The organism is Corallococcus macrosporus, from assembly GCF_017302985.1.
Taxonomy (GTDB): Bacteria; Myxococcota; Myxococcia; order Myxococcales; family Myxococcaceae; genus Corallococcus; species Corallococcus macrosporus_A.
On the sequence record NZ_JAFIMU010000002.1, the window covers coordinates 36,794 to 49,400 of the forward strand.

At 63.3% G+C, this 12,607-nt stretch carries 10 protein-coding genes and 1 pseudogene; 5 read left to right on the forward strand and 6 right to left on the reverse strand.

Annotated elements, in window-relative coordinates; all coding sequences use genetic code 11:
• The first annotated feature begins 201 nt into the window (after window positions 1–201).
• The 4 genes and pseudogenes from JYK02_RS00590 (at window position 202) to JYK02_RS00605 (ending at window position 3,709) form a co-directional block, all read left to right on the forward strand.
• Complete coding sequence (locus JYK02_RS00590) at window positions 202–1,377, forward strand: DNA cytosine methyltransferase (protein WP_347402398.1); 1,176 nt, start codon at window positions 202–204, stop codon at window positions 1,375–1,377.
• Window positions 1,378–1,382: 5 nt separating this feature from the next.
• The gene (locus JYK02_RS00595) at window positions 1,383–2,249 is read left to right on the forward strand and encodes an NgoMIV family type II restriction endonuclease (protein ID WP_207047908.1); all 867 of its coding nucleotides are present in this window, start codon (window positions 1,383–1,385) and stop codon (window positions 2,247–2,249) included.
• A gap of 9 nt (window positions 2,250–2,258) precedes the next feature.
• Window positions 2,259–2,696, forward strand: a complete 438-nt coding sequence (locus JYK02_RS40870) for a very short patch repair endonuclease (RefSeq protein ID WP_207047909.1) — start codon at window positions 2,259–2,261, stop codon at window positions 2,694–2,696.
• 217 nt (window positions 2,697–2,913) lie between these two features.
• A pseudogene (locus JYK02_RS00605) lies at window positions 2,914–3,709 on the forward strand (IS5 family transposase).
• Window positions 3,710–3,756: 47 nt separating this feature from the next.
• On the opposite strand, the gene JYK02_RS00610 reads toward JYK02_RS00605, so the two are convergent.
• The 4 genes from JYK02_RS00610 to JYK02_RS00625 all read right to left on the reverse strand — a co-directional run bounded on the left by JYK02_RS00610 (window position 3,757) and on the right by JYK02_RS00625 (window position 8,583).
• Window positions 3,757–4,638, reverse strand: a complete 882-nt coding sequence (locus JYK02_RS00610) for a protein NO VEIN domain-containing protein (RefSeq protein ID WP_207047910.1) — start codon at window positions 4,636–4,638, stop codon at window positions 3,757–3,759.
• The gene (locus tag JYK02_RS00615) at window positions 4,592–6,427 is read right to left on the reverse strand and encodes a DEAD/DEAH box helicase (RefSeq protein ID WP_207047911.1); all 1,836 of its coding nucleotides are present in this window, start codon (window positions 6,425–6,427) and stop codon (window positions 4,592–4,594) included. Before JYK02_RS00615 ends, JYK02_RS00610 begins: the two co-directional genes overlap by 47 nt.
• Window positions 6,424–7,566 (reverse strand): hypothetical protein, encoded by a 1,143-nt coding sequence (locus JYK02_RS00620; RefSeq protein WP_207047912.1) that lies wholly within the window; start codon window positions 7,564–7,566, stop codon window positions 6,424–6,426. Before JYK02_RS00620 ends, JYK02_RS00615 begins: the two co-directional genes overlap by 4 nt.
• A gap of 194 nt (window positions 7,567–7,760) precedes the next feature.
• Window positions 7,761–8,583, reverse strand: a protein-coding gene (locus JYK02_RS00625; RefSeq protein WP_431603459.1) for an IS5 family transposase whose coding sequence is annotated in 2 segments (ribosomal slippage) — window positions 7,761–8,234 and window positions 8,236–8,583 — 822 coding nt in all. Because the reading frame shifts where the segments join, the coding sequence is not laid out codon by codon here.
• A 266-nt stretch (window positions 8,584–8,849) separates the two neighbouring features.
• On the opposite strand from JYK02_RS00625, the gene JYK02_RS00630 reads away from it, so the two are divergent.
• The gene (locus JYK02_RS00630) at window positions 8,850–9,542 is read left to right on the forward strand and encodes a hypothetical protein (RefSeq protein WP_207047913.1); all 693 of its coding nucleotides are present in this window, start codon (window positions 8,850–8,852) and stop codon (window positions 9,540–9,542) included.
• A 344-nt stretch (window positions 9,543–9,886) separates the two neighbouring features.
• Here the strand turns inward: JYK02_RS00630 and JYK02_RS00635 are convergent, their stop codons facing one another.
• Both JYK02_RS00635 and JYK02_RS00640 read right to left on the reverse strand, forming a co-directional pair.
• Entirely contained in the window at window positions 9,887–10,627 is a 741-nt protein-coding gene (locus JYK02_RS00635; RefSeq protein ID WP_207047914.1) for a GlsB/YeaQ/YmgE family stress response membrane protein, read from the reverse strand.
• An 11-nt stretch (window positions 10,628–10,638) separates the two neighbouring features.
• Entirely contained in the window at window positions 10,639–12,519 is a 1,881-nt protein-coding gene (locus JYK02_RS00640) for an FTR1 family protein (protein ID WP_207047915.1), read from the reverse strand.
• Between the last annotated feature and the right edge of the window lie 88 nt (window positions 12,520–12,607).

The following is a 12,607-nucleotide window of genomic DNA, read 5'->3' on the forward strand; positions in this document are numbered from 1 at the left end:
ATCCGGGATACTGGCAGCACAGTCCTGCGTGGGGGACGACGCATCTCACCTCGCGGCCTGGGTTGCATGAGTCCGTCGCTAAGCAATGCTCCTGGTTCATTTCCTGCAACCCGTGCGGTTCACGGGGGGCGGATGGATGGTGGAAAGAGAACAGCGCGGGCCATTCCGGTACAGCGATCCTTATTGCTCGAGGAAGGACCAGTGTCGGCTCGAAATCAAGACCAGGGCCTCACTCCCGTTTGGGCGGAACTGTCCAATAACGGTGTGGATCATCGGCGACAAGCTCCAGGCGATGTGATCCCATCCTCACGCATTGAAGAGACTCACGACAATTATGCCCGGCCTCATGTTGAGGACCTCGGCGACCCGGACGGTGACCCAATGAGCGCCTTCACAGCGCTTGAGCTCTGCGCTGGTGGTGGAGGACAAGCACTCGGTCTTGAGCAAGCAGGTTTTGAGCACGCTGCGGTAGTTGAGATCGATGAGGCTGCATGCCGGACGCTTGCGCACAACCGGCCGGCTTGGCGCGTGTTGAATCGGGACATTCGAACACTATCTGGGAAGGAGTTTCGAGGCGTCGATCTCGTTGCTGGCGGGGTTCCGTGCCCCCCTTTTTCCATCGCAGGAAAGCAGTTAGGTAAGATGGACGAACGGGACCTTTTCCCTGCCGCCTTGCGCTTGGTGGATGAGATCCGGCCTCGAGCTGTCATGTTGGAGAACGTGCGTGGGTTATCGACGGAGAAATTCGCCCCCTATCGCGCACAGATTGTCGAGAAGTTGGACGACATGGGCTACTCCGCCTTCTGGCAAATCTTGAACTCCTCGGACTATGGAGTAGCGCAGCTTCGTCCCCGGTTCGTACTAGTTGCCCTCCGCAGGAGGCTGGCCACTAGCTTCTCATGGCCAAAACCATTGGAGAGACGAACTACCGTTGCAGAGGCGATTGGCGATCTCATTGCGTCTCGCGGCTGGCCAGGTGCTTCGGCGTGGAAGAGGGGGGCGCAGTCCATCGCTCCGACATTGGTCGGTGGCTCGAAGAAGCACGGTGGCCCGGACCTCGGCCCGACGCGCGCAAAGCAGCAGTGGATGGAACTCGGAGTAGATGGGATGGGGGTGGCAAACGAGGCTCCCGGCCCAGACTTTCCAGCGGACAAACGTCCGAAACTTACAGTTGAAATGGTGGCCCGCCTTCAAGGATTTCCAGACGATTGGCAATTCCAGGGCGGGAAGACGGCCGCATATCGCCAAGTTGGGAATGCGTTTCCGCCGCCTGTCGCCGCTGCCGTTGCACGATGCATTTTCACTGTTCTGCAGGCCGACAAGCGGAAGAAGCCCGCTGAGATGGCTGCGCGTGAATTGTGTTTCGACTTTCTGTGAACGGCATGACGACTGGGCTCTTTACGACCGCTCGCCTGAAGTTCCATGCAGATCTTCTTGCTCATGTCCTCACGGCTGACGCAAATGGTGTGCCTGCGAACGCGGACAAGGACAGCAAGCGTAGCGTCAAGATCGCTTCGAGTATCAAGCGCCAGATCGAACTTGGGACAGCCGATGCCCGCGAACGCATGGCGGGGCAGAGTTCAGGTAACAAGTTTGAGGAACTCTGCTCTGAGTTTCTCCGGACGACGTTCTTAGGCCTTCAACACCTTCGGCCCGGCGCTTGGCAAGTTCGCCAAGTTAGTGGACGCAACCGGAATGAAATCGCAGCTTACGAGCAGTATGCGCACCTTGCGGCTCTTCAACGTGCTGCCGACAAGGACCCTGAACTTAAAGCCGCGCTTGGCAATGATTACACGGTCGCGCCGGACATCATCATCACGCGCGAGCCTGAGCCCGATACAACGATCAATGTACTACAGTTGATCGTGGATCCTAACGTCGCCCGTCACGCCGCACTCCGCAGGCTTAACAACGGCCTGCCGCTCCTTCATGCAAGTATCTCTTGCAAGTGGACGATCCGCAGCGACCGCTCCCAAAACAGCCGCACTGAAGGTTTAAATCTCATCAAAAACCGCAAGGGGCGGCTTCCTCACGTGGTTGTAGTCACTGGCGAGCCTTTGCCAAGTCGTCTTGCATCCATTGCCATCGGCACCGGTGAGATAGACTGCGTGTACCACTTCGCGTTACCCGAACTCGAAGCTGCAGTTAGACTAGAGGGCTTCGAAGATTCTGAGGAAATCCTGCAGACAATGGTCGCGGGTAAACGATTACGCGACATTGCCGATCTGCCCCTCGACTTGGCCGTCTAGAACCACTTCGTGGACAAGATCAGCAAGAAGCGTCGAAGCGCCAACATGAGCAGAATCAGGGCGCAAGACACCCTGCCAGAGGTGGTCGTCCGCCGCATTGCCCATGCGGCGGGCTATAGGTTCCGCCTCCACCGTCGTGATCTCCCAGGCAGGCCGGACTTGGTGTTTCCGGGGCTTCGAAAAATTATCCAAGTGCATGGGTGCTTTTGGCACCAGCACGAGCGCTGCATTGATGGGCGTGTTCCCCGCTCGAACAAGGGCTATTGGGGGCCAAAATTAAAACGGAACAAGCAGAGAGATGTTGAGGTTGAACAAGCACTAACGAAGCTTGGCTGGTCCGTACTCACAGTCTGGGAGTGCGAAACCGCAAAGCCTGACCTTGTAGCCGAGCGCGTGCTTCAGTTTTTGGGCGCATGCAGTGGCACTGGCAAATTCATGCAGAAGTGAGCTTGCCCGGGTTTCGTAGCACTCCCTCGCTGCTGCCCAGCTCATAGCTTCAGTTCACTCATGCAGCCACCGCCCTCCGTGAACGCTTACTTTGGAGCAACTGCGGCAGCCCGCCTGTTAGAGCCTATTTCGGTAAGGAAGAAGGTCGGCCTCCTGCCGGGTTAAAGGGGCAGGAGGCCGCGGCCATGGGGTAGTGAAGAAGGACGACGGCTGGCGGGTGCCAGACGAGCTGTGGCGACATATCGAGCCGCTGCTGTCGGCCAGGCCGGAACACCCGCTGGGCTGCCACAACCCACGAGTGCCCGACAGGCAGGCCCTGGATGGGATTCTCCTGGTGCTGCGCACGAGGATGCAGTGGGGCGCGTTGAAGGACACGGGCCTATGCCATCCGTCCTCCGCCTATCGACGCTTCCGGGAGTGGTTGGCCGCGGGCGTCTTCCGCGAGTTCTGGCGCCAAGGGCTGATGGCATACGACGGCCTAGCGCGGATTGATTGGCGGTGACTCGTGTTGGATGTCACCCAGGGCAAAGCGCCGTTGGGCTGGAGAAAACCGGCCCCAGCCCCACGGACAGAGCGAAACGGGGCACCAAGCGGAGCTTGCTGATAGACTCGCGTGGCGTCCCCTCGGCCTCGTGGTCGCTGGCGCCAACACGAACGACTTCAAGCTGGCGCGCTCCACGCTTGAATCGATTCCAATCCGAAGGCCCCTTCCGAGGTAGAGCCGTCGTTAGACGTTGTGCGTCGACCTGGGGTATGCCTTCAGGCCCGTGCGCGAGCTGGCCCAGGAGTATGGCTTCACACTCAGGGCGCCGAGGCGACGCTCCCACGTGAGGCCCAAGTGCGCATGACGTCGACGCCCTTTGCGGCGATAGGTCGTCGAGCGAACCCACTCATGGCTCAATCGCTTCCGACGTCTGCTGATGCGCTGGGAGAAGCGAGAGGACACCTGCGTCGCGATGGCGCACTTCGCGCTGGGCATCATCACCTGGTTCCACTCGCTCCTCCTGAAATAGGCTCTTAATCTCGACTTGGCCACAGGATTAGCTATGCCTCAGTGAGCTCAGCCTGGCCAACGCGGTTCACCGGCAAGTATCGCGAGTGGCGGCTGGTGCAGAGTACCGAGCATCGCTGGAATTCCAGGAACCAAAGCTTCTGTAGGCACATCCAGCCTCACCGATTCCCAACGCACGCCGGGGGTACGGTCAATCGGCGCAGACGCGGCGACCCACTCGCGGTCGACGCTGGCGATCGACGCGGGCTGTAAGTCCGAATCCAAGCGCACTGCGACGAGCACCCAAGCGGCGTCCCGGCGCATCGCCTCAAATTCGTTCCGGGAGAGATAGACCCTAAGCCGCCCGCGTCGCGTAGTCGACTTGACCTCTAGGTGGAAGGCCGCACTGCCCACGGTGACTTCCACGTCGTACCCGTAGCCGTCGGATTCGAGCGAAACGTGCCGCACCCGCGCCATCGGCGCGGAGGCCAACAGCTCTATCAATCCGTGCTCGCCCGCGGATCCAATTCGCAGACGCTCCGCCAAGTCGGCCTTCCCCGAGGCATGCCGGATCGCCGCTAGGGTCTCTTCGGGCGACAGACCGAAAATTGCAGAGGCGCGGCGCGCATCCTCCGGGAGATCGGCGGCCGTGCTCACAAGAGCGTCCGCATCCTGGAACCAGAAAGAGGCTGAAATTGCCGCTTCGAAGAGAGCTGCCTTCCCCGCCCGTCCCGCAGCAATCTCATCGAGGACTCCTAGCGCCTCCAGCCAGGAATAAGCCGCCTCATATTGTGTGGGCGTAAGGTCATTGAACGCTGTGTGCGACATGAACAGAGCACGCGTCCGCTGTGCGTCCGCTCGCGGCAAGTGTTCCAGCCACCGCGACGCCGCGCGCAAAACCGTATCAGATGGAACCGGCACGCAGATGCCCCATAAGTGCCTGAAGATCATGCTGATCGAGGCCGCCGCTGATGACTGGTTCTTCGTCCAAATCCGCTAACTGCTGCACGGCATGATCATCGAGGATGCCGCCCATGAATTGCAGCTTCACATCTAGCCGCTGGTTCACGACCTCATCGATCGTCTTGGCACTGCTGAGAACGGTTATCCGCGTCTCAGCAGTCGGGGACAGCCCAAGCCGGTGAATCCGGTCGAGGCTTTGCAAGAAGCGGCCGGCCGCAAAGTCCCGGTCCACGTACACCGCATCGTGACATGTATGGTGCAGGCTTATGCCTTCACCGAGCGTTGCCGGGTTAGACAAGAGGACCATGCACTGCGGATCGCGTCGGAATCGGCTGATTTGTTCTTGCCGGTCGTCAGTGCCGCCGTGCACTACCACCGGTGAGTACTCCTTCAGAATTTGCTTGAGCGTCATGACGCTGCGGATGAAAGTGGACCATACCAGCGTCTTCCTCCCCGCCTTTGCATTTTCGGCCACGATGGCGAGCGTCTCGCGATACTTTGGCGACATCTCGTAGCTTGGCAGGTCACGCATGAGTTCGAAGAGCGGCGAACCCTCAGGTACTGTCAATGGCGGCACCTGATAGTTTAGCGGTTCGTATGGAGTCGTACCGGCGGCGAGCAACGTAGGGCTAATCGCCGCCATCAACAGGTAGACCAGGATCCGGCCGAGCGCCGCAAACTCATCCTGAGAAGTCGATGCACGGGCGGAATAAAGGCCGACGAGCGCATCGTAGATCTCTCTGTGCAGAGGCGGCATCTCGATCACTCGCTTGCGGACCAAAACCGGCGGCAGTCCCAGTTCACTTTTCGTTGTGCGGGTGAACAGAGGTCGGAGAACCCTGCTCGCGTACGCGAGATCGTGTCCAGCAACCGCTTGTGTGACCAGCTGCCGACCGTATCCAGGCCATACGAACGCGAGCAGGTTCTCCAGATCCTTCGCACCGTTCGGCGCGGGCGTGCCCGTGAGGATCAACCGGCGGCGCGCCCGCGGCCCGAGCGCCATGCAGGCAGCGCCGTACGCCCCTTCCGCACCAAGCTTCATTCGATGCGCCTCATCAAGGATGAGCAACGATGGAAGTGCGGAAATCCACCCGGCGAGAGCATTACGAGTCCCCTGAACCCGGAGGCGTTCGTAATTGACAATCACGGCATCGGCCGCGGGATCGATGCCCGTGTCGAAAACGTGTATGCGAAGCGGTTTGGCCAAGCATTCCGTATTTTCGTACTGCCACGCTTCGTAACAAGATTTTGGCCCGACGATCAGTAGCCGGCTAACTTGGCCTGCCTGACGAAGGGCCTCAAAAACCGCCAGCGCGACTCGAGTCTTCCCTGCACCGGGCACTGAAAAATTCGCGCCGTGGCGCAACGAAAGAAGCTTCGCGATGTCGCGCCTCTGAAACGACGTCAACTCACCTAGCCAGCCCTGCCCGAGCAGCGCCGACACCTCTTCTGGCGAAGTCTGGCGGTCAGCGGCTGTGTCGTCATCCCTGAGCCGCTCTCCCGCCGCTTGCGCGTCGAGGGTAGTGTCCGTCGCGAGCGCGGCGAGGCCGGGGTCCCACGCGACGCTGTCGGGATGAGGCCACATGGCAAGCTCCCCGAGGTTCATCAAAAGATCTTCGACCGCAACCTCCGCTAAGCCTTGCGATAGCGAGCGCGCCGTTCGGTACCGGCTGAGCAAACGGTGGAGGTCGTCCTCTAGTCCCTCACGCGCCCTGAATCGCGCCACCACTGCGTCATCGCCAAACCCAATCTCAAGGCTGGGACTGGACTCACTCATCGCTCGTCCTTCATAGATTCGAGCAACCAGGCAACACCATCGCCCGGTTCGGGAAACGTACGCCGTGCCTGCTTGGCGAGCTTCTGCAACATACTGCGCAACCGGATGACGGCATCGTCGAATGCCGTCTCGTCGAGAGCGCGCTTCGCGCTCGCTTCGGCGAGTTCAGCGATACACAGTTCGATGTTGTCGCAAGCGTCGGAAAGCCGCTCTGGCGCGGCGAGCTTACGCTGCAGAAGGCGCGCGTCCCGTCCAGCGGGATCCAGGGCCCGATCGAAGGCCTCTTTCGCAGCCTTGATCTGCGCCGCCGCCTTTTCGACGGTCGCGGGAGGGGCTTTGCCGCCCGCCTGAGCCAAAGCTTTAGCCTGGAGAAGACTGTCTGTCAGGGCCTTCGTGATCTTGGTCGTAGGAGCAGCATCAGGGACGGAAACCCCAGGGAGCCCAGGAACCTTGAGCTTTGAAGGTCCTTTCACGTCGGGCTTCATCGGCTCGGGAAGCTTAGGGGCGAGGTACTTGTCGTAAAAATCCGCCTGCGCGAGCCGAACGTCGGTCTTAGCGTAGCCGAGCACAATCATTGCCAGCCGCGATTCCTTCAGCGCCTCTGCCGCGTTCTTGTCCGTCGCCGCTACTTTCACGTATGCCCGGTGTAATTCGCGAAGCTTTTCTTGGTGGTCCTCGAAGTCGACCCACCGAAGCGAGGGACCCTCTGGGGATGTGCTGCTACGGCCGATAGCTTCGCGGATGACCGTGTAGATCCAACGATCCTGCTCAAGCGTCGGCGTTTTGATCCGAAACTCTCTCGCGATGTCGTCTGGACGCCGGTTCTGCTTGATCTGCTCGTCGATCGCTAGGAGCCGATTGATGTACGAATAGTCTCGTTTATGCTCTTTTCTCAGCTGAAGCGCGAGTTCGACCGTGTTGATGTCGTCCCAGCTCGCATCGTCGGGAAGCACGCCGACGCGAATGTATTTTTCACCCAGCTCGCGGAGAGCCGCGCAACGCGTATTCCCGTTGACCAACAGGCCGCGCGTGGTGATCAGGCCAGGATCTTTCTGGCCGAACTTCTCAAGGTCGTCCCGAAGCGCGTCGAACTCGGGATCCTTTTTCTCTGGGTTCGACGGCTGGCACTTCAGCAACATTTCGAGGTAGCCTTGGCCAGCTTTGCCATAAGGGTCTGTCTCGAGTTCCCGATCCCGAACAGGATCGAGACTGCGCTGCGCCCTGATCCGGTGCGTGTGGGGATTGTAGTAGAGTAGGTTGACTGGCATTGAAATGACGTAGGGGTGAATTTGCTGCCCGCGCCATTCGACCGTTGTTTTTTCGGCGTTAGAGCCTATTTCGGTAGGAGCGAGTGGAACCAGGTGATGATGCCCAGCGCGAAGTGCAGCATCGCCACGTAGGTGTCCTCTCGCTTCTCCCAGCGCACCAGCAGACGTCGGAAGCGGTTGAGCCAGGAGTGGGTTCGCTCGACGACCCATCGTGGCGAAGGGCGTCGACGCCGTGCGCGCTTGGAACTGGGCTGGGAGCGTCGTCTCGGCGCCCGGAGAGTGAAGCCATACTCCTGGGCCAGCTCGCGCACGGGCCTAAAGGCATACCCCAGGTCGACGCACAGCGTCTGACGACGGCTCCGGTTCGGCAGGGGCCTCCGGACTGGAATCGATTCAAGTGTGGAGCGCGCCAGCTTGAAGTCGTTCGTGTTGGCGCCAGCGACCACGAGGCCGAGGGGGACGCCGCGCGAGTCTGTCAGCAGGCTCCGCTTGGTACCCCGCTTCGCTCTGTCGGTAGGATTGGGGCCGGTTTTTTCCCCCGCCCAGCGGCGCCTTGCCCTGGGTGCCGTCCAGCGCCAGCCACCGCCAATCAATCTTCGCGAGACCGTCATAGGCGAGCAGCCCCTGACGCCAGAACTCGCGGAAGACGCCCGCGGACAACCATTCCCGGAAGCGTCGGTAGGCCGAGGACGGATGGCACAGGCCCGTGGCCTTCAATGCGCCCCACTGCATCCCCGTGCGTAGCACCAGGAGGATTCCATCCAGGGCCTGCCGGTCGGGCACTCGTGGGTTATGGCACCCCAGCGGGTGCTCTGGACGGGCCGGCAGCAGCGGCTCGATGCGTCGCCACAGTTCGTCCGGCACCCGCCAGCCGTCGTCCTTCTTCACTACCCCATGGCCGCGTCCTCCTGCCTCTTCAACCCGACAGGTGGCCGACCTTCTTCCCTACCGAAATAGGCTCTTAGCCTTCTGCGCCTGAGCCCGGCGTTCGTCGATCATGGAACTGAGATCTTTGACTTGCCGCGGCATGTTCGACGTTGTGTCCATCTGAGCTTTCCCTTCGCTCAACATCGTTGTCGCTACGCTATCCTAGCACCGGCTGTGACGGGAGAGGACACAGGAGGCGGTATGCATGACGCGCGAGCGGAGCGACCTTGGCCACGGACAGATGGAACGACCCCAAGCTCAAAGCCGGGACCATGATCAAAGGGGCGCTGTGGCTCGTCAACGAAGTTGGCGAGGGAAACGTCTTCACCAAGGAGCAACTGCGGGCAGCATTCCCAGGCATCGCGCAGGTGGATCGGAGGATCCGAGACCTCCGCGGTTACGGTTGGGTTATCTACACAAACACGGACGACGCGGCGCTGAGGCCAGACGAGCAGCGGTTCGTGAAGGCTGGTACCGCAGTTTGGAAACCTGACGAGCGTCGGAAAGCGCGGGCCGCCGGTGTTTCGGCGAAAGAACGCCGAATTGCGTTCGCCGCGGACCAGTTTCAGTGTGTCGTCTGCGGGGTCGCAGGAGGCGAGACTTATCCCGACGCGCCTAGCGACTCCGCCGTACTGAGCGTTAGCCGTAAGACGATTCTCTTGCCGGGAGGCTCCACGGAGGAGCAGATGCTCACCGAGTGTAAGCGCTGCCGCTCGGGAAGCCAGGCGGAGGAGACTATCGACACGGGAAGGCTGTTGTCTGACATTCAGAATCTCGACGCGCCAGAGCGCACCCGGCTCCTCCGCTGGATGGAGTGGGGCCGACGGGGCCCGACGCCGCTCGACCGCGCGTGGAACGCTTACCGGCGGCTTCCCGCTGCATCCAGGAACGAGATTTTTAAGCTGCTAAAAGGCCGATGAAGCGAATCACGGCTCTTGGAATTTGGGTCGCCTCTTCTGTCAAATCGAAGGGTATCGCAACTATAACTCCTCGCCCGCCCCCATCGTGACGGGAGACAGATAACGTCCGGAGGTGAGCGCTCAAATTGACGCGGGAGGAGCGTGTGGACATGGAGTTGAAGGAGCTGACATCAAAGCTGATGATCGTCGCTTCTCTAATGCCTATCAGGCGGGCAATCTGCACCTGCGACAGGCCCTCGTCGTGAAAGGCCCGCGCGATGGCCTGTCGCAGCTTCTCCGGGGGATGTCCTTCGCTCATTCCTAGAGATGATCAAGCCTCGACGATCGCCTCAAACGAGCCCTTCTCAGAAGCTGCCCATGAGGCCCAACTGGGGGCCCTTGCTGGTGTATGTGGCCACGGGCATCACCTGCACGGACGGGGCGGGGGCCGACTGCATCGCGGCCTCCAGGCGCCAGACCTTGCCGTGAGACAACTCGAAGCCCGCGCTCGCGCCCACCACCGGCAGGATGAAGAGGGCCGCGTTGACGGCCGGGGGCGCTTCGCTGCCACCGCTGTTCACCAGGGTGAGCGCCAGGAACGTCGCGCCCCAGCCCACCATGCTGCCGGCCACCGTGGGGCCCACGCGTCCGCGTCCGCCCATGAACCGGCCGCCCGCGTACGTGCCCACCGGGATGCCGATGATGCCTCCCGCCGCGGCGCCCGCGACGGCCATCACCAGGCACTCGTCACAGCCCACCGTGGCGGAACCCAGCAGGTAGCCCACCGAGCCCAGGATGGTGGCACCCACGACGCCGCCCGCCGTGCCGCTCAGCACCTCCACCGCCACGCGCGGCACCGGGTCCTTCGCGGGGGGCGCGGCCTTCACGGAAGGAAGGGCCTCCGGCGTGACGGAGGTGCGCGTGGGGACCTCCTCCGGCGGGACGTCGGGCGGCGGTGGCACGTCCGGGTCCGGCGCGCCCACCAGGGGCGGCGGCGTGAGGCTCCCGGCGGGAACCTGGGCCGGCTCGGCGGGGGCCTCCTGGGCGGAGGCCAGGCCCGACACGAGCAGCAGGGCGAGGAGTGGGAACAGACGCGGGAGCTTCACCAGGACCCACGCTACCGCAAGGGCGGCGTCGGCGTCGCCCCGTCGCCGGAGGCGGGCGTCTCCACGCGGGGCCGGCGGCGCAGGGCCCGGTACACGAGCGGCGCCACGGCCAGCAGCGCCTGCGGCACCAACGACAGGGCGTCCGGATACAGGCCCAGCATGTCCACGTAGATGAAGCGCACCGGCACCAGCGGCAGCGCGCCCACCTCCTGCAGCGAGTGGATGCCCTTGCCCAGCAGCATCACCGCCGTCACCACCATCACCACCGTGGAGAGGTTGAAGAGCGTCTTCATGGGCAGCCGGTAGCCCATGCGGTTGACGAAGAGCACCAGCACCGCCAGCGCCGCGACGCCCGCCACCACGCCCCAGGCCACGCCCGCCGCGGAGTCCACCGCCAGGCCCTGGAGGAAGATGGCCGTCTCGAAGCTCTCACGCAGCACGGACGTGAACGCGATGACGAACAGGCCCACCGTGCTGCCCCGGCCCAGCGCGCCCTGCATCTTCTGGCGCAGCTCGCCCATGAAGTGGCTCACGTTGGCGCGCGCGTTGAGCCACAGCGCCGCGTACAGCAGCATGGCCACCGCGACGAGCGCGGTGACGCCCTCCAGCCACTCGCGCTGCGCGCCGGCCAGCAGCTTGCGGCCGATGATGTACGCGATGGCGCCCGCGATGAGCGCGGACACCCAGCCCGCGTGCACCACGCGCACCTGGTCCATGGCCTTCATCTTCTTGAGCGCGGCGAGCAGCGCCGTGACGATGATGGTCGCCTCGAAGCCCTCGCGCAGCAGGATGAGCAGCGTGAGCCACGCGACGGACAGCACGTCCGTGGTGCTGCCGGTGGACTTGCGCGCCTGGTCCAGCAGCGACAGCAGCTCACGTCCCTCGTCCTGGAGGTGCGGGCTCTTGCGCTCGGCGGCGAGCCGCGCCTGGAGGAAGGCCTCCTCCAGCTTCTGGGTGAGCACCGGGTCGCGCCCGCGCAGCTTGGGCTCCACCGGCTCCAGGCCGTTGAGGTACGCGTCCAGCAGCGCCACCTTCGCCGCCGCGTAGTCGCCGTCCGCGCCCAGCTTCAGCGCGTCGCTCACCGCGGCGCGCGCGTTGAGCAGCACCTTCTCCTCGTCCGCGTCCGGCATGTTCTGGCGCAGGCACGCCACCTTGTCCGCGCCGAACGCCTTCGCCAGCTCCGCGTCCGTGGACGTGGCCAGCCGCTCCAGCGACACGCTGGGCGGCTCGCCCTGGCACGGCGGCTGGCGCAGCGTGAAGACGAAGAAGGCCAGCGACCAGCGATCGTCCTCGGTGAGCGTGGGGTAGGCCGGCATCGCGGTGCCGGGCACGCCGAAGCTGGTGGTGTTGAACGCCTTGTACGGCGTCAGGCCGTCCTCCATCAGCTCCGGGTCGTGGAAGCTCGCGGGCTGCGGCTCCATGGTGGCCGCGATGGACACCTCCGCCTTGCCGTCCGCGCCGTGGCACGCCGAGCAGTTGGCCTGGTACAGCTTCTTGCCGTGCTCCAGGTCCGGCGCCACGCGGGGGCTGCGCGCCAGGCCCCCCGCCAGCACCAGGTTCTCCACCAGCTCCCCGCAGTCGCGGCTGACGCCCTCCGGGTCCGTCGCTTCGTTGACGCGCGCCTGGATGGCCTCCACGCGCGGCACGAACGTGGCGGCCGCCGGGCCCAGCTCCTTCGCCGCCGCCAGGGCTTCCGCCGCGAAGCTCTTCTGCTCCGTCAGCTCGAACTCCGACTTCGACGACACCGCGGCCGGGTAGTCCGCCTGGAGGTACTGGAGGATGCCCACCAGCCGGTGCCAGGTGCGCCCCTCGTCGGACGCCGGCGCTTCGGCCCGGGCGGAAGAGGACAGCGCGAGCAGCAGGCACAGCGTGAGGGAGGCGGCGTGTTTCACGTCCGCCTTCTACCAACCGCTCCCCGGGCGTTCAATTCTGAGAATCAAGATCAATTAATGGCGCCCCCTCCAGAACCGAAGGGGGCGC

Coding starts and splice junctions, on each gene's coding strand:
- JYK02_RS00620 (WP_207047912.1), bottom strand. CDS start 7,566: ATGTTGCTGAAGTGCCAGCCGTCGAACCCAGAGAAAAAGGATCCCGAG.
- JYK02_RS00595 (WP_207047908.1), top strand. CDS start 1,383: ATGACGACTGGGCTCTTTACGACCGCTCGCCTGAAGTTCCATGCAGAT.
- JYK02_RS00610 (WP_207047910.1), bottom strand. CDS start 4,638: ATGATCTTCAGGCACTTATGGGGCATCTGCGTGCCGGTTCCATCTGAT.
- JYK02_RS00615 (WP_207047911.1), bottom strand. CDS start 6,427: ATGAGTGAGTCCAGTCCCAGCCTTGAGATTGGGTTTGGCGATGACGCA.